General features: G+C 41.3%; 16 protein-coding genes. 14 read left to right on the top strand and 2 right to left on the bottom strand.

The genetic code is table 11. The features are described 5' to 3' along the window. Positions 1–337 precede the first annotated feature (337 nt). The 3 genes from ACJ9PY_RS15960 to ACJ9PY_RS15950 are packed head-to-tail and all read left to right on the top strand — an operon-like array spanning position 338 to position 2,206. Positions 338–1,615, top strand: a complete 1,278-nt coding sequence (locus ACJ9PY_RS15960) for a Glu/Leu/Phe/Val family dehydrogenase (protein WP_053535500.1) — start codon at positions 338–340, stop codon at positions 1,613–1,615. A gap of 34 nt (positions 1,616–1,649) precedes the next feature. Further along, a complete protein-coding gene (locus tag ACJ9PY_RS15955; RefSeq protein ID WP_034307765.1) occupies positions 1,650–1,940 on the top strand; it encodes an SAV0927 family protein in 291 nt (96 codons plus the stop codon). Between the two features lie 17 nt (positions 1,941–1,957). Then, on the top strand, positions 1,958–2,206 hold the full coding sequence (locus ACJ9PY_RS15950; RefSeq protein ID WP_411738555.1) for a hypothetical protein: 249 nt from the start codon (positions 1,958–1,960) through the stop codon (positions 2,204–2,206). 302 nt (positions 2,207–2,508) lie between these two features. Here ACJ9PY_RS15950 and ACJ9PY_RS15945 read toward each other — a convergent pair whose 3' ends face one another. Continuing rightward, positions 2,509–3,249: an IclR family transcriptional regulator gene (locus ACJ9PY_RS15945; RefSeq protein ID WP_098865372.1), complete on the bottom strand. Its 741-nt coding sequence runs from the start codon at positions 3,247–3,249 to the stop codon at positions 2,509–2,511. Between the two features lie 175 nt (positions 3,250–3,424). Here ACJ9PY_RS15945 and ACJ9PY_RS15940 point away from each other — a divergent pair, with 175 nt between their 5' ends. The 10 genes from ACJ9PY_RS15940 to ACJ9PY_RS15895 all read left to right on the top strand — a co-directional run bounded on the left by ACJ9PY_RS15940 (position 3,425) and on the right by ACJ9PY_RS15895 (position 12,475). After that, on the top strand, positions 3,425–4,303 hold the full coding sequence (locus ACJ9PY_RS15940; RefSeq protein WP_048687576.1) for a dimethylarginine dimethylaminohydrolase family protein: 879 nt from the start codon (positions 3,425–3,427) through the stop codon (positions 4,301–4,303). Beyond that, positions 4,300–5,916 carry a M20/M25/M40 family metallo-hydrolase gene (locus ACJ9PY_RS15935; protein WP_411738554.1) on the top strand — a complete coding sequence of 539 codons (1,617 nt, stop codon included), beginning with the start codon at positions 4,300–4,302 and terminating at the stop codon, positions 5,914–5,916. Before ACJ9PY_RS15940 ends, ACJ9PY_RS15935 begins: the two co-directional genes overlap by 4 nt. A 166-nt stretch (positions 5,917–6,082) precedes the next feature. Further along, positions 6,083–7,426 (top strand): YfcC family protein, encoded by a 1,344-nt coding sequence (locus ACJ9PY_RS15930; RefSeq protein WP_411740292.1) that lies wholly within the window; start codon positions 6,083–6,085, stop codon positions 7,424–7,426. A gap of 48 nt (positions 7,427–7,474) precedes the next feature. Continuing rightward, positions 7,475–8,665 (top strand): amidohydrolase, encoded by a 1,191-nt coding sequence (locus ACJ9PY_RS15925; RefSeq protein WP_411738553.1) that lies wholly within the window; start codon positions 7,475–7,477, stop codon positions 8,663–8,665. Positions 8,666–8,846: 181 nt separating this feature from the next. Beyond that, a complete protein-coding gene (locus tag ACJ9PY_RS15920; RefSeq protein WP_098186360.1) occupies positions 8,847–9,608 on the top strand; it encodes a dimethylarginine dimethylaminohydrolase family protein in 762 nt (253 codons plus the stop codon). Positions 9,609–9,659: 51 nt separating this feature from the next. Continuing rightward, a complete protein-coding gene (locus ACJ9PY_RS15915) occupies positions 9,660–11,075 on the top strand; it encodes an amino acid permease (RefSeq protein WP_034307751.1) in 1,416 nt (471 codons plus the stop codon). 174 nt (positions 11,076–11,249) lie between these two features. After that, a complete protein-coding gene (locus ACJ9PY_RS15910) occupies positions 11,250–11,558 on the top strand; it encodes a hypothetical protein (protein ID WP_411738552.1) in 309 nt (102 codons plus the stop codon). Continuing rightward, positions 11,545–11,766, top strand: a complete 222-nt coding sequence (locus tag ACJ9PY_RS15905; RefSeq protein WP_411738551.1) for a hypothetical protein — start codon at positions 11,545–11,547, stop codon at positions 11,764–11,766. The genes ACJ9PY_RS15910 and ACJ9PY_RS15905 overlap by 14 nt, the downstream gene beginning before the upstream one ends. A 147-nt stretch (positions 11,767–11,913) precedes the next feature. Further along, complete coding sequence (locus tag ACJ9PY_RS15900; RefSeq protein WP_411738550.1) at positions 11,914–12,252, top strand: VOC family protein; 339 nt, start codon at positions 11,914–11,916, stop codon at positions 12,250–12,252. A 37-nt stretch (positions 12,253–12,289) separates the two neighbouring features. After that, entirely contained in the window at positions 12,290–12,475 is a 186-nt protein-coding gene (locus ACJ9PY_RS15895; protein ID WP_411738549.1) for a hypothetical protein, read from the top strand. 178 nt (positions 12,476–12,653) lie between these two features. On the opposite strand, the gene ACJ9PY_RS15890 is transcribed toward ACJ9PY_RS15895, so the two are convergent. Then, the gene (locus ACJ9PY_RS15890; protein ID WP_411738548.1) at positions 12,654–14,486 is read right to left on the bottom strand and encodes a sigma 54-interacting transcriptional regulator; all 1,833 of its coding nucleotides are present in this window, start codon (positions 14,484–14,486) and stop codon (positions 12,654–12,656) included. Between the two features lie 167 nt (positions 14,487–14,653). Here ACJ9PY_RS15890 and ACJ9PY_RS15885 point away from each other — a divergent pair, with 167 nt between their 5' ends. Further along, the gene (locus ACJ9PY_RS15885; protein WP_034307744.1) at positions 14,654–14,884 is read left to right on the top strand and encodes a hypothetical protein; all 231 of its coding nucleotides are present in this window, start codon (positions 14,654–14,656) and stop codon (positions 14,882–14,884) included. Positions 14,885–14,953: the final 69 nt, after the last annotated feature.

Here is a 14,953-nt window from a genome sequence, read left to right as displayed (position 1 = left end):
GCGGGAAAAGCGTGTCGAGGGAAACCCCGCAGGAGCAAAGGCGCCGAGGGCGGACCGCCCGCGGAAAGCGAGTGCCTGGAGGCTACGTTAGAATTTATTATTATCGGGGTTTGACTACAGCCGGACGCATTCTAAAAGGATGCGTTTTTTTATGTTTTTAATCATCATTTTTTACATATGCAAATCTGAATTGCTTATGAATTAATACATATGTCCTGATGATTGTATGTGGGATATGGGTGAGGACAGATGGCGGTATGGTGCCATTCATACAATATCCTCAAAGCTGGCATGAAAGTTGCTTAATAAGTAATAAGAATAAAAGTGAGGTGCTAAAATGTCAGAGGAAATTAAGGTTATTGAAAAACGTCAATTGGATAATCCACTGCAAGAATTCCAGGATATCTTAAAAGAAGCGATTCATGTTTTGGACTATCCAGAGCAGGTTTTTGATTTTTTGAAAGCGCCAATGCGTTTTCTGGAAGTCTGTATTCCTATTCAAATGGATAATGGCGAGACAAGGATGTTTCAAGGGTATCGTGCTCAACATAATGATGCAGCCGGTCCAACGAAAGGGGGAATCCGGTTTCACCCGGATGTCACTCCTGAAGAAGTTAAGGCATTGGCCGGATGGATGAGCTTGAAATGCGGAATAACCGATCTTCCATACGGAGGGGCAAAAGGCGGCATTGTGTGTGATCCGAGACAGATGAGTTCATCTGAGCTTGAACGATTAAGCAGAGGGTATGTCAGGGCAGTAAGTCAAATAGTGGGCCCTACAAAAGATATCCCGGCACCAGATATGTATACGAATTCACAAATCATGGCCTGGATGCTGGATGAATATGATCACATCAGGGAATTCGATTCACCGGGCTTCATTACAGGAAAGCCTCTGAGATTAGGAGGATCGAAGGGCAGGGAAAAAGCCACTTCCAAGGGCGTATTATATACACTTCAAATGATTTGTGATTTAAAGGGGATTCCCATTGAGGGCATGCGGGTAATCATCCAGGGATTCGGGAATGTTGGCAGTCATTTAGCATTGTATTTACATGAAATGGGGGCAAAGGTTGTCGGAATAGCGGATGAACTTGGAGGTTTATATGATCCGAATGGATTGGACATTCCTTACCTTTTGGAGAACAGGGACTCTTTTGGGGTCGTTTCGAACTTATACAAAGATTCATTATCCAATCAAGAATTATTGGAAAAAGAGTGTGATGTGCTGATCCCCGCAGCCATTAGCGGAGTGGTGAATAAGGATAATGCAAAACGACTAAAATGTGAAATCCTGATTGAAGCAGCAAATGGGCCGACGACAAAGGAAGCGATCAAGATTCTCGATGATAAAGGTATAGTGCTAGTCCCGGATATTTTGGCGAATTCAGGAGGGGTGATAGTCTCGTATTTTGAATGGTGCCAGAACAATCAAGGTTATTACTGGACGGAAGAGCTTGTAGATGAACGATTGAAGGAAAAGATAACGGCCAGCTTTTTGAATGTCTACCATACTTCACAAAAATATTCCGTGAACATGAAAGTGGCTGCTTATATTGAAGGGATTCGCAAAATAGCAGAAGCATCTCAGCTTCGGGGGTGGATCAGGTTCTGAACGAATTAGGGTTTACAAGAAAGGAGGCAATCCGTTGAATTTTGATATTCTTTCCGAAAATAAAGAAAACCAGGCTATTCATCATTATTGCTTATTGTCACAAGATTATAGATATGATGTAACCATTGTATATTCGGCCCAGTTTTTCGGTAAAGCAATGGTGACTTCCATGCAAAGCGGAAGAATGATCCTGCTTTGTGCCAATGATATTAATTTAGATCAGTACTGGGCTCCGACCCTTGGCATTGAACAAGAAGATATATCTGAGTTCCAAAACTTTCTAAGGTTAGTTTTACAAACCCCATTTCATTTTGAAGAATACTGAAGGAAGGAATGATGTAAATGTACGTTGATGTGATTCTTAGCCCTTGTGAAGGCAGGATTGAAAAAATTTCAATATCCAAAAATTCCAGATTTTACGAATGGGAACATTTATTTCAGATTAAGAAGGCAGATGGAAGTGTGGAAATCATTGATATTGGTGTCAGCGGGAAAATAGAAACTTTGGAGGTATTGGAGGGCGAACCAGTGGTGGCCGGCGAGGTCCTCGCCTATTTTAAAGAAGATTTATTTGTGACCGGCAGCGATTAATATAAAACGAAAGGCTGTTTTCGCATACTTTGTTGCTATTTACGAAGTAGTGCAGTGTGGTTGATTTCCCCTCCAGGTGCTCGCTTTCCTTGGTGCGGGCGGTGAGCCTCCTCGGCGTAAACGCCTGTGGGGTCTCACCTGTCCCGCAGCTCCCGCAGGAGTCTCGCACTTCCGCTCCAATCAACCTAAAATAGTTTCGTTTTAAAAACAACAATCTTTACGAAAAGAGCCAAACAAAAAGAAGATGATATGATTCATCTTCTTTTTGTTTTATCCGATAATCCTCCACTTCTCTCTTATTATCATGGTCCCCTATACCCCAATTTTGCAGAAACCCGATTCCCAGTTTCCATCACATTCTTAATGAGGAAATCGAGTCTTTCATCTGTCAGGTTAAAACTTACAAAACCAATGCTCACCGCACCGTGAACTTCCCCAAAATGGTTCAATATCGGTACGGCAACAGAACATGTTCCCTCTGTTCTTTCACTGTGACTGATCCCATGTCCCTTCGTTTTAGTCTCTTGCAATATATCCCAAAAAGCTGCTCTTTCTTTAGTTGGCAGAAGAGCATCTACGATTTTTTTCGTTTGATTATATGGCATATAGGCGAGCATCGCTTTATTGGCAGCCCCGATATGCATAGGTACACGTGAGCCAAGCTGGTCATAAACCCGGATTTGGCTCTTTTCGCTGTCGATCCTTTCGATAACGAGTGATTCCATCCCGATTGGTTGGCTTAGATAGACGCTTTCCTCCACTTTGTTCATAAGCCTTTCGAGTTCAGGTCTTATTTGACTAATGTAATCCATTTTGTCATACATGCGTAAACCATATTCGAGCCAAATATTCCCCAAACCATATTGTTTGGATTGCCCGTCCTGTTGAATTAATCCATGCAAGGACATTGCCTTTAACAAACGATGCATGGAGCTGACAGGAAGATCACATTCTTGGGAAAGTTCCGTAATTGACAGCCAGTTTTCCGAAGAATTGGATACCAGCACCTTTATAACGTTCATGGCGCGGTCAATTGATTGCATATAAAAACCACCTATCTTTCCATACAAGTTAAATAAAAAGTTAATTTATTTGAAAATTTAAAACATATTGACATTATACCAAAACTAAATTTATAATAAAAGAAAAATTCCTATTAGCGGAAACGTTTTCCGCTCTACGGAAAAGGAGGGGGAGGCAGTGACATTTTGTTCGTCCATGTACAAACCATTGGAACGTGTCATTGTAAAACATCCGAAAGAAGCTTTTATTAGTCAAGAGCATTTAAGCCAAACATGGGAGAACTTCAACTTTTTGGAAGAGCCGGATTTCAACGAAGCGCTAACGGAGTATGGTGACTTTATATCCATTTTGGAGAAATATGTCCCAAACATCGATTATTTGCCAGCATCTTCGGTAGTTGGCATTGACTCCTTATATGCGCATGACCCAGTCAAATTCACTAGCCAAGGCGCCATTATTTTAAAGTCGGGGAAAGAATCAAGGCAGCCTGAAGCGACTGTATACAAGGAATACTGTAAGGAAAAGAACATCCCGATCATTGGGTATTTAACGGGTGATGCGGTCGCGGATGGCGGTGATATCGTTTGGCTTGATGATAAGACCTTGGTTGTCGGGCATGGTTATCGTACAAACGCTGAAGCCATTCGGCAATTAAAGGAAATGACCGCACATCTTGTGGATGAATTCATCGTAGTTCAGCTTCCGCATGATCAAGGAGAGGCAGAGTGTCTCCATCTCATGTCTTTCATCAGCATGGTCGACCATGATTTAGCGGTAGTTCATTCCCGCCTTATGCCTGTCTTTTTCAGAAAACTGCTTATTGAACGAGGCATTCAGCTTATCGAAGTGCCGATTGATGAGTACTTGAACTTGGGGTGTAATGTGCTTGCCATTGCTCCGCGGGTTTGCGTGATACCTTCTGGTAACGCTTACACGAAGCAAAAGTTAATTGATGCGGGAGCGACAGTTTATGAGTACAAAGGAACTGAAATCAGTTTCAAGGGCACTGGAGGTCCTACCTGTTTAACCTGCCCGGTGGTGCGTACAAATATTGATGAAGGGGGATTGAAATGAGTCAATTACTATGGGATACTCCAGAAACTCTCCGTGCTTTGTTGTGTGAACTTGTTAGCTGGGAAAGCCGGACTCTTACACCAGGGGAGCGAACGTTCCCTTATAAGGTGCAAGAGAAATTAAGGGAGCTTGATTATTTTAAAAGGAACCCGGCACACTTATCGCTTCACGAGGCAGATTTAGGAAGGAATTTTGTCAATGCCTTTTATAAACATCCCGATAGCAAGGAGACCGTAGTATTAATTAGCCATTTTGATACGGTTCATACTGAAGAATACGGTGACCTTGAGACTCTTGCATTTCAACCAGAGGAGCTCACGAAAAAACTTCATGATAGGAAAGATGATCTGCCGGAAGAAGCGCGCATTGATCTGGAATCAGGAAAGTACTTGTTTGGTAGAGGAACGATGGATATGAAAATGGGGCTTGCCCTTCATATGGCTATCATCGAAAAGGCAAGCATCGAACAATGGCCGATCAATCTCCTGCTGTTAACGGTTCCGGATGAGGAAGTGAATTCTGCGGGAATGAGGGCTGCAGTTAAAGAACTTGTGGCTTTACGTGATAAATATGACCTTTCCTATAAAATGTTTTTTAATAGTGAACCGTCCTTTTCACAGAAACCGGGTGATAATAATCATTATATTTATTCCGGAACTTTGGGGAAAATCATGCCCGCTGCCCTTTTTTATGGGAAAGAAACTCATGTAGGCGAGCCATTAAAGGGCATAACCGCTAACTATATAGCCTCGTTTCTCACGCAGCTCATGGAGTGGAACACTCTTTTTCTGGAAAGTGACCTTGGCGAGGAAACACCTTTACCAGTATCGCTTCAGCAAAAAGATCTAAAACTACAATATTCAACACAGACACCTTATCGGGCAGCCGCGCTTTATAATGTGTTCATCATGAAAAGAACAGCTGCAGAAATAATGGATCTATTCGAGCAGGTTGCGAACGAAGCAGCGATGAAATGCAATGAATCTTATAAAGAACTTTGCCTGCGTGAACAAATTGAAGGTGTAGGCGAAGTACAAGTATTACGCTACGAAAAGTTACTTTCATATGCCGAGGGCAAATTTGGCGGGAGTTTTGTTGAGCAAATAAAGAGTGAAGTTAATGGAAACAAGGATTTGGATGAACGGGAAAAATCAGTGCGGATCGCTGAAAAATTGATGATACAATGTCAGGAGCTTTCACCCGCCATTGTATTGCTGTTCGCACCGCCATATTATCCAGCCGTCAATTCGTCCGATGATCCGCTTATCATCGAATCTGTGAAATTAATGAAGGAAACTGCCAGAAAGTTTGATGAAGAAGTCAGCCAAATTCATTATTTTAATGGCCTTTGCGATTTAAGCTATGTTCAATATACTGATGATTCTGACGGCTGGACGGCTTTTGAAAAAAATACACCAGTCTGGGGAGATACTTACAGCATTCCTTTTGCCGATATGCGAAAACTTCAGGCACCCGTACTTAATGTGGGGCCATTCGGCAAGGATGCCCATCAGCGTACTGAGCGCCTTCACATCGATAGCGCCTTTGTCCATACGCCCGTTTTGCTTGAGAAGTTAATAAAGAGTATGTTTAAGTGTTTGGTTGAGAAGTGATGGTCCGACAGGAAAACTGGATTAATAGCATTAAACTTTAACCGGGGGTATTAAGATGAATGACCTTCCTAATGGTCCAATCACTTCCAAGCCGCTTAACCAGAATAATAAGCCACTTAACCAACTAACGGAGTTGCCGGAAAAAGGGGTAAATCCTTTTGTATTAATGTTTATCGTACTTGTGATAGTGACGGTTCTAACCTATATCTTACCAGCAGGCAAATATGAAAGAATTGAAAAGGATGGCCGAAGTGTAGTCGATCCCACTTCTTTTGAATTCGTAGAATCAACACCTGTGGGATTATTGGAAATGTTCAGCAGTATTCATGCAGGGATGATTGAAGGAGCGTCAATTATCTTGTTCGTCTTTTTGTTTGGGGGAGCACTGGGAATCATGCAGGCAACAGGAGCACTGGATTCCTTCATTAAGTTTGTGGCTGTCCGATTCGGAACAAAAGAAAAATTGCTTATTCCGTTGATGGTATTAATCTTCGCATCATTAGGGACACTGATCGGCTCTGCTGAAGATGCATTAGTTTATATCGCCATCATTGTTCCAATGACGATCGCATTAGGCTTTGATGCACTTACTGGTTTTGCGATCGTCATCCTTGGAACATTGGCGACTGGATTCATTTCGGGCATTACGAACCCATTTAATGTTGGAGTTGCCCAAAGCATTGCAGAATTGCCCATGTATTCGGGAATGGGATTGCGAATCGCTCTTCTTGCAGTTTTTTATATCGTTACAGTATTGTACATCTATTTTCATGCAATGAAGGTTAAAAGGAACCCTGAACTGGGGGAGTATGGGAAATTCAGGCGTGAAGACCATGGACAACTTGATAAAAACTTTAGGATGAGCAAAAGACATAGCGCTGCTTTAATTATTTTATTGGTGAATTTCATCCTATTAGTCTATGGAGTTATTAAATTAGGATGGTATATAAGTGAAATTGGCGGCTTGTTTTTATTAAGCGGGATCATAATGGGCCTAATCGGAGGCTTGACTCCGTCCAAGATGGCTAATGGTTTTATTTCAGGAGCAGGCGATATGGTTTCCGGGGCATTGATAATAGGTGTTGCTCAGACAATCTTGGTCATCATTACAAGTGGCGGATTGCTTGATACCATTTTATATTATGCTGCAGGATTGGTTGAGCAGCTTCCTCCCGCCATAAATGCAATCGGAATGTTCATTGTCCAATTATTCCTTAACTTCATTGTTCCTTCAGGAAGCGGACAAGCAGCATTGACGATGCCGATCATGGCTCCATTAGCGGATTTAATGGGTGTGACAAGACAAACGGCAGTTTTAGCTTTCCAATTAGGGGATGGGATTTCGAATATGATATTTCCGACTTCTGGAGTGCTATTGGCTGGACTGGCAGTGGCCGGCATATCATTTACGAAATGGGTAAAATGGGTATTTCCCTTTCTTTTGATTCAGGTTGCCGTAGCGATTATCTTTTTGATCATTGCTCAAAGCATACAGTATGGCCCTTTTTAAAGATCTAAAAAATCTGAATATTGGCACTAAGTGATCTAGGAGGCATTTATGATGAAGACAATACAGGAGACAGTTGTGGATGAAGTGATTTCATGGAGACGCCATTTTCATGAAAATCCGGAGCTCTCGTATCAGGAACACCAGACTTCCGAATTCATTTATAGGAAATTAAAAACCTTTACAGGATTAGAAGTGACAAGACCTACCGAAACGAGTGTTTTAGCGGTTCTCAAAGGCGCAAAAAAATCACCCGGAAAATCGAATACCATTTCTTTTCGTGCAGATATTGATGCACTCCCGATTGAAGAGGAAGCGGATATTGAATATAAATCAAAAAATCCTGGGGTTATGCATGCATGCGGACATGATGCACATGCTGCGATGTTATTAGGTGCTGCAAAAGTCCTCTCCGGGAAAATAGACGAGATTAATGGAGAAATTAGGTTCATTTTCCAACATGCCGAAGAGGTTCTGCCAGGAGGAGCTCAGGAATTGGTGAAAAAAGGGGTCATGGAAGGAGTGGATTATGCATTTGCATTGCATGTTACTCCTTATGAACGAACAGGAACCATATGTTTAAGGGAAGGGGTATTCTGTGCAGCAGCCGATGATTTTGAAATTAAAATCATAGGGCAGGGCGGTCATGCGTCGACTCCGGAATTAACGGTAGATCCGCTTATCATTGGTGCAGAAATAACGACGAATATTCAACATATCGTTTCCAGAAAAATTTCAGCTCTTAGGACACCTGTCATTTCAGTCACCCAATTCCATTCAGGAAGTGCGCTCAATGTCATACCTGAATATGCAGAAATCGGCGGTACCATTCGTTCCTTGGACGCTGATAGCCGAGTGAAAGCTAGGGAGTATCTAGAGCAAATCGTTAAGGGGATTTCAGAAGCGCATGGGGCAAAATGTGAAGTCACTTGGTATTTAGGGTATCCAGCGGTGGTGAATGATAAAGCTGCCGTTGATATTTCAAGAACGGTCATGGAAGGTATTTTTGAGGAAAATAATATCATCCAGGTTGATGATCCTATGTTTGGGACAGAAGATTTTTCGGCTTTTTCCGAAATCGTTCCCTCTTCCATGCAATTTCTAGGCGTCCATGATAATGAATTTGGAAAAGCTTATCCTTTGCACCATCCTAAATTTAAAATCGATGAGAAGGCTTTACGGTATGGAGTAAGATATTTTGTAGGCATAGCGGAAAAATTATGCGGTCATCAAAATAATTGAGAAAGCATGGATTAAGAAGAGACACCCCTTTTAGTTAAGTAAGGCTTTCGGTTGTCTCTTCTCTCGCTTTTGTCATAGTTAAGCAACTGCTTGAACAGAAAAAGGTCAAAAAGGAATTTCATTTCAAAAAGGTGAATTACCCACATTTTAAAAAATATCAACCTATTTAGGAGGAATATATATGTTTAATCACGCGATTGTAAGAAAGATTGGAAAAAGTTTTGTAAATGGCTTAACAACATCGGATTTAGGAAACCCGAATTATGAAAAAGCGCTTGTACAACACGAGGCTTATGTAGAAGCATTAAAACAATGCGGTGTGAAAGTGACCGTTCTCGAATCGGATGAGAGGTATCCTGATTCCACGTTTGTAGAAGATACCGCGGTGTTGACGCCCAAATGTGCCCTTGTAACCAATCCTGGAGCAGAAAGCCGGAATGGTGAGATTGATGAAATGAAAGAAGTTTTAAAGGACTTTTATGACACAATCGAATATATTCAATCTCCAGGTATGTTAGATGGCGGGGATGTAATGCAAGTTGAGGATCACTTCTATGTTGGCCTTTCAACCAGAACGAATGAAGCAGGTGCTCTGCAGTTCAAAGATATCATGGGTAAGTATGGTTATGGCACGACCATCATTCCCCTTAAGAAATTCTTTCATTTAAAAACGGGTGTCAATTATCTGGGAGACAATAATTTATTAGTGGCAGGAGAATTCATTAATCATGAGGCTTTTTCTAGCTTTAATCAAATCATCGTAAAAGAGGAAGAAGAATATTCCGGTAACTGCGTTAGAATGAACGACTGCGTTATTGTGCCGAAAGGGTTTGAGGGTACAAAGAAAAAGATTGAAGAATTGGGATACACAGTGATTGAAGTGGAAATGACTGAATTTCAAAAACAAGATGGCGGCCTTAGTTGTCTCTCATTGAGGTTCTAAGATGATTTCGGAGAAGGCATAGGCTAATAGATAAGATAAGGACGTGATTATATGGGGTATGGACTGGAGAATAATGATCAGCTGCAACGCTCAATGAAAAGACGCCATTTATTTATGCTTTCACTTGGCGGAGTAATTGGTACAGGCCTTTTTTTAAATGCTGGCTATACGATTAACCAAGCGGGGGCAGGAGGAGCCCTGATCGGTTATCTAGCAGGCGGTCTTATTTTGTATATGGTCATGGTCTGCCTTGGCGAGCTAGCCGTTCATATGCCGGTTACAGGATCCTTCCAAAAATATGCTGCCGAATATATTGGGCCTTCCGCTGGTTTCTCTCTAGGATGGATGTATTTCGTAGGCTCAGCCGCAACTGCAGGAGTTGAATTTACGGCAGCAGGAATATTGATGAAACAATGGTTCCCCCATAGTCCTACCTGGATTTGGTGTGCGGTGTTCATAGTGCTTTTATTTACATTGAATGCATTAACGACAAGAGGTTTTGCAGAGGCGGAATATTGGTTCGCTGGAATAAAAATCGTTGCAGTGATTTTGTTTATCTTGATTGGAATCGCTGGTATCTTTGGTTTTGTCTCTTTATCTGATCGTCCAACCCCATTCTTCGAGAATTTGGCACCTTCTGGTCTATTTCCAGCTGGCGGCATTACAATTATCTTTGTGACAATGATGAATGTAATATTTTCTTATCAAGGCTCAGAACTTATAGGAATAGCGGCAGGTGAAAGTGAAAAACCTGAAGAAAACATTCCTAAAGCCATTCGAAACGTACTATTTAGAATCATTGTTTTTTACATTTCATCCATTATCATCCTTTCCGCCATATTCCCTTCTTCGGAATTAGGTTTATTGGAAAGTCCTTTTGTAACTTTGATGAAGATAGCGGGGATTCCTTATGCAGCAGGTATCATGAATTTCATTATATTAACAGCCATTCTTTCAGTGGGGAATTCATGTCTTTATGCATCTACAAGGTTGCTTTGGTCGATGGCCCATGATGGGATGGCACCAAAAGTGTTTGGTCTATTGTCCAAAAGGAAAGTGCCCTTGAATGCCCTTCTTTTTACAATCTGCTTTTCGCTTCTCTCGTTATTGACTAGCTTCATTGCGGCGGATACTGTGTTCGTGATACTAATGTCCATAGCGGGTATCTCCGTCACGATTTCATGGATGGGAATTGCTTTATCGCAATATATGTTTAGAAAGAAATTTATTAAAGCGGGTGGCAAAACGGAAGACTTACAATACATAGTACCGTTTTACCCATTCGTCCCGTTGTTTTGTTTAGGCTTTTGTTCGCTGATTCTAGTATTCCTTGCCTTTGACCCTACTCAAAGAGTTGGACTGTTTTATGGAATAGGATTTTTGGTAGCCTGTATATTATTCTATAAATTTAAATTGGCTAAGAAAGCAGAGTCGAACACAAACTTGGAAAATGAAAAAATATTGTAATAGAGTCCCTATATTGATTGTCCGTTCGTATAAAAGGTTAGCCAGTTATTACTGGTTAACCTTTTTTTAATCTTGTAGCTGCGGTCACTTGAATGATTATTTGGGAGGGGAATACTGACATTTTGACGAAATAGATGGAATATCATATTACGAAAATAGGAAGGAGGAATGGAAATGTCTGATAACAAAGTGACTAATAACATCACAACGAGTATAGAGGGGCGGGATCTCGTCATGGAACGTATATTTGACGGGCAGCGGGACCTTGTTTTTTCTGAGCACTGGCTGAATGGTGGGGACCGAGTGGATGGCAAACGGAAAATCGGGCGTTTAATTTTAAGTCTGACGGCCTATGGCATTATTGCATGCCGTGCACAGATGAAAACCAAGGTGAATTTTATAACCAAGAATCTTGGGGGAAGCTGTTTATCAAGAAATAACCGTACCCGTGAAGATTGTCTTAACGGACATGTTTGCAGATGAAGAAGGCAACGCAGCCGACGGTATGCCAGTTATACTGGTAACGTTGACGTTTGTTGAACACGAGGGTAAGACAAAACTCATCATGCGTTCTGGATTCGCTTCAGTCGAGGGGCTTCAGCAAGTAATGGGAATGGGTATAGTCCAAGGATGTGCCTCGCAATTTTACCGCCTCGACGACCTGTTGGATAAGCTTCAGGAGCTGTGGTAAAAAGGTATGGGTGCTATTTAACAACTCTGTCATATGAACTTAAAATATACGAATCTTACTTAAGCAGGATCGCTTTTATCTTATGCAGCTAAGGACAATGAAGCATGTTGAGAGAAGGAAAAGAAAACATTAAAAATGGGGGAAGTAATGAAAATCAATCACATAAATTTAACTGTTAATGATGTTACAGCTTCACGTGACTTTTTAGAAACATACTTTGGATTGACATGTGCAGGAAGTAGGGGAGATGGGTTCGCTGCAATGAAAGATGATGATGGTTCCATATTGACTCTGATGAAAGGAAGCAATGTACAATACCCCAAAACTTTTCATGTTGGATTCATTCAAGAAAATGAAGAACAAGTTAAAAGGATCAATCAGAGGTTGAAGGAGGATGGATTCAAGGTAAAACCTCCACAACACATACACAGATATACTTTCTACGTGGAAGCACCCGGAGGATTTAACGTTGAAGTACTGTGTTAAAAGTATAAGGAGATGAAATGCCGTTTTCTAAAGATGAATGAGGTGGAAAACTGAAAAAGATGGTAGTGAAAGTGCTAAAAATACTGGATTTACACAAAATATTTCTGCAATGGAAATGCAAGAATTTGTTCAAAATCAATTGATGGAAAAAATGAAAATACCTACATTCATTGCAATCGAGGGAAGCTCCAAAGTTGGAGCGATGGATGTAGGCATGCTCTAGAAATCCACCATGGATCTCTGAGATACTTGATTTTAAAAAGATCTTCTATGTAGATGTATATATATGGTTTGATAATAACGAAAAAGCTGACTGCAGAAGCCCGTTCAAAACGGCTCCTGTTATCAGCTTTTCTTTTTTACCATGGGCTCCAATTCGATAATGGGACTGCACGCCGAAATCAAACATGTATGTTTAGCTGTTTGCGGAGACGTTGCATTTCTGAATTGAAATAGGCTTTGCTGTAATCACATCCGACAATTGCTACGATATTGCCGTCATCATCGATGATTGGCGCAAAGCTTGTTTTCCACTCACCGTACCTGTCTTCGTATATGGGAGTAACACCCGCTTTACCATTAAACGCCTGGTAAGCGACATTGACCATTTCCGGGGGACCCATATATTCTTCCCCCGGTTCAATTACAAAGCCTTTGTCTGCAACAAGGTGAATCAGACGTCCATCCTCCGACATGATAAATATAAAGACCCATTCAATTACGCCTTCCTTTTCTTGAATCATGGTAAGTTTTTGTTTTAATTTCTGGGAATAGGAAGTTTGCCGGTTCATATTTTTTTGTAGACTGATAACCTCTTCAGCTGGAATGATAGCTGCGGTTACAACGGCAACGGATCGAAGCCGCTGGTTTATTTGTTCTTCTAAAATGGCCCGTTTATCCACTGGTGAAAAGCTTGCCTCTTCCATTTTATTTCGTAATTTTTTATATTTCCTGCTCATCGTCGGCTGGCTGACTTCCAATACCTTTGCCGCCAGTTTCAATGATTTATATTGTTCCATCGCCATGTTGATGAGTTGTTCTTCCACAAGGTCAACGGCTTCCTGCAATGGCATTAGGAAATCGATGACAGGTAGTGAAAGAGGTTTGGGCCCTTTAAATGGAAGCACCTCTTTAACCAAAGCAACATCCACTTCCGGCATTCCGCTAGTAATCACAAGTCTTTCAACTGTATTTTCAAGTTCTCGCACGTTACCGGGCCATTGGTAGATGCAAAGCAAGTCGATTGCATCCGGGGTGAACGCTACCTTTCGATTGTACAGTGTATTGTACTTTTGTAAAAAAAACTGAACCAGGTGGGGGATCTCATCTACACGATTTCTTAGCGGCGGAAGATGGATAGGCACGACATGAAGACGATAATATAAGTCTTCTCGGAATTCACCTTTTTTCACCATTTTTTCGAGCGATTTATTTGTTGCGGCAATCACTTGAATGTCAACAGGGTGTGAGGTCGTACTTCCAATTGGTGTGACAACTCGTTCCTGAAGGACACGAAGCAGTTTTACCTGTACGTTAAGCGGTAACTCGCCCACTTCATCCAAAAATAAGATACCTTTATGGGCCAGAGTGAATTTTCCCTTGGCGCCTTCTTTCCGTGCGCTGGTAAAAGCCCCTTCTACATAGCCAAACAGTTCGCTTTCAATCAGGTTTTCCGGAATGGCGCCGCAATTGACAGGTATAAATGGTCCGTCGCTTCTATTACCCATATTATGTATGGCCCTGGCGGCTATTTCCTTTCCTACACCGGATTCCCCCAATAAAAGGACGGTTGCGCTGACATCACAAACCATTTGCATTTTATGCAGAACATCAAGCATCGGTTTACTGCGGATCACAAATGGAAAAGTTGGCTTTTTCGATTCCATTAATGGTCCCGATTGCCCCCTTGATGTATCTGGATATGAGTCTTTAATTTCTTTGTAAGCCCAGACCCATGCCCCGGATCCAATTGGGTATGCCGTCATCAGCAGCTCATGACCCTGCCATGAGGACTGAATGATAGATCTTTTCTCATTTTTGCCCATTATCTCTTCTGCCAAGCTTGTGGAAAATAAATCTTGTTCAACATCCTTGATGGAACCACCGACATTAGCGGATTTAATTGTATGGAATAAGGTTTTCCCTGTTCCGGTCGATTTCATGATGGTGCCATTTTTATCTGTCACAATAAGCTGATCGTAAATAGACAAGAGTGCAGAGGTGAAGTGATCCATTTATGTCTACCTGCCTTTCATTTAACTTCCTAGTTTCATATTACAGAAATTTCACAATTGTTCAATAGTTTCAAAAATGAATATTCTTCCTATTGAAAACCCTGTTAGCATAGTGCTTTCTGATTGGCATGGTTATTGCAATAAGTAAAGAGAAGGGACTAGAAAGCATGATTGCAAAGGAGGGAGAAGCGATTTTGAATAAAGAGAATCAGTTCCAACAGAATATCAATTCTGAAGATCCCTTTATTAAAAATCTATATTCAGATTTGAATGAGCGGATCAATGCGTATGAGCAGGAAGATGCCGTGAAAATCGAAAAAATGAAATGGAGTGATGCGACAGGTTCTATTTTTTTCATGATTTTAATCATCGCCTACCTAATCTATTCATTTGTCTAAAATGTTGTTTAGGTCACGAAGAACAATGACAGCCTCATTCCAAGCCATACAATCATTATTTTAATAGTT

Source organism: Peribacillus sp. S4 (assembly GCF_046715815.1).
In the GTDB taxonomy this organism is placed as follows: domain Bacteria; phylum Bacillota; class Bacilli; order Bacillales; family DSM-1321; genus Peribacillus; species Peribacillus frigoritolerans.
The sequence above is the reverse complement of the archived record's forward strand: the minus strand, read 5'-3'. Positions and strand labels throughout refer to the sequence as shown.

What these genes read in the sequence shown, in the direction of transcription:
- ACJ9PY_RS15960 (WP_053535500.1), top strand. Translation starts at nt 338, where the DNA reads ATGTCAGAGGAAATTAAGGTTATTGAAAAACGTCAATTGGATAATCCA.
- ACJ9PY_RS15950 (WP_411738555.1), top strand. Translation starts at nt 1,958, where the DNA reads ATGTACGTTGATGTGATTCTTAGCCCTTGTGAAGGCAGGATTGAAAAA.
- ACJ9PY_RS15945 (WP_098865372.1), bottom strand. Translation starts at nt 3,249, where the DNA reads ATGCAATCAATTGACCGCGCCATGAACGTTATAAAGGTGCTGGTATCC.
- ACJ9PY_RS15940 (WP_048687576.1), top strand. Translation starts at nt 3,425, where the DNA reads ATGTACAAACCATTGGAACGTGTCATTGTAAAACATCCGAAAGAAGCT.
- ACJ9PY_RS15935 (WP_411738554.1), top strand. Translation starts at nt 4,300, where the DNA reads ATGAGTCAATTACTATGGGATACTCCAGAAACTCTCCGTGCTTTGTTG.
- ACJ9PY_RS15930 (WP_411740292.1), top strand. Translation starts at nt 6,083, where the DNA reads ATGTTTATCGTACTTGTGATAGTGACGGTTCTAACCTATATCTTACCA.
- ACJ9PY_RS15925 (WP_411738553.1), top strand. Translation starts at nt 7,475, where the DNA reads ATGATGAAGACAATACAGGAGACAGTTGTGGATGAAGTGATTTCATGG.
- ACJ9PY_RS15920 (WP_098186360.1), top strand. Translation starts at nt 8,847, where the DNA reads ATGTTTAATCACGCGATTGTAAGAAAGATTGGAAAAAGTTTTGTAAAT.
- ACJ9PY_RS15915 (WP_034307751.1), top strand. Translation starts at nt 9,660, where the DNA reads ATGGGGTATGGACTGGAGAATAATGATCAGCTGCAACGCTCAATGAAA.
- ACJ9PY_RS15910 (WP_411738552.1), top strand. Translation starts at nt 11,250, where the DNA reads ATGTCTGATAACAAAGTGACTAATAACATCACAACGAGTATAGAGGGG.
- ACJ9PY_RS15905 (WP_411738551.1), top strand. Translation starts at nt 11,545, where the DNA reads ATGTTTGCAGATGAAGAAGGCAACGCAGCCGACGGTATGCCAGTTATA.
- ACJ9PY_RS15900 (WP_411738550.1), top strand. Translation starts at nt 11,914, where the DNA reads ATGAAAATCAATCACATAAATTTAACTGTTAATGATGTTACAGCTTCA.
- ACJ9PY_RS15895 (WP_411738549.1), top strand. Translation starts at nt 12,290, where the DNA reads ATGAGGTGGAAAACTGAAAAAGATGGTAGTGAAAGTGCTAAAAATACT.
- ACJ9PY_RS15890 (WP_411738548.1), bottom strand. Translation starts at nt 14,486, where the DNA reads ATGGATCACTTCACCTCTGCACTCTTGTCTATTTACGATCAGCTTATT.
- ACJ9PY_RS15885 (WP_034307744.1), top strand. Translation starts at nt 14,654, where the DNA reads ATGATTGCAAAGGAGGGAGAAGCGATTTTGAATAAAGAGAATCAGTTC.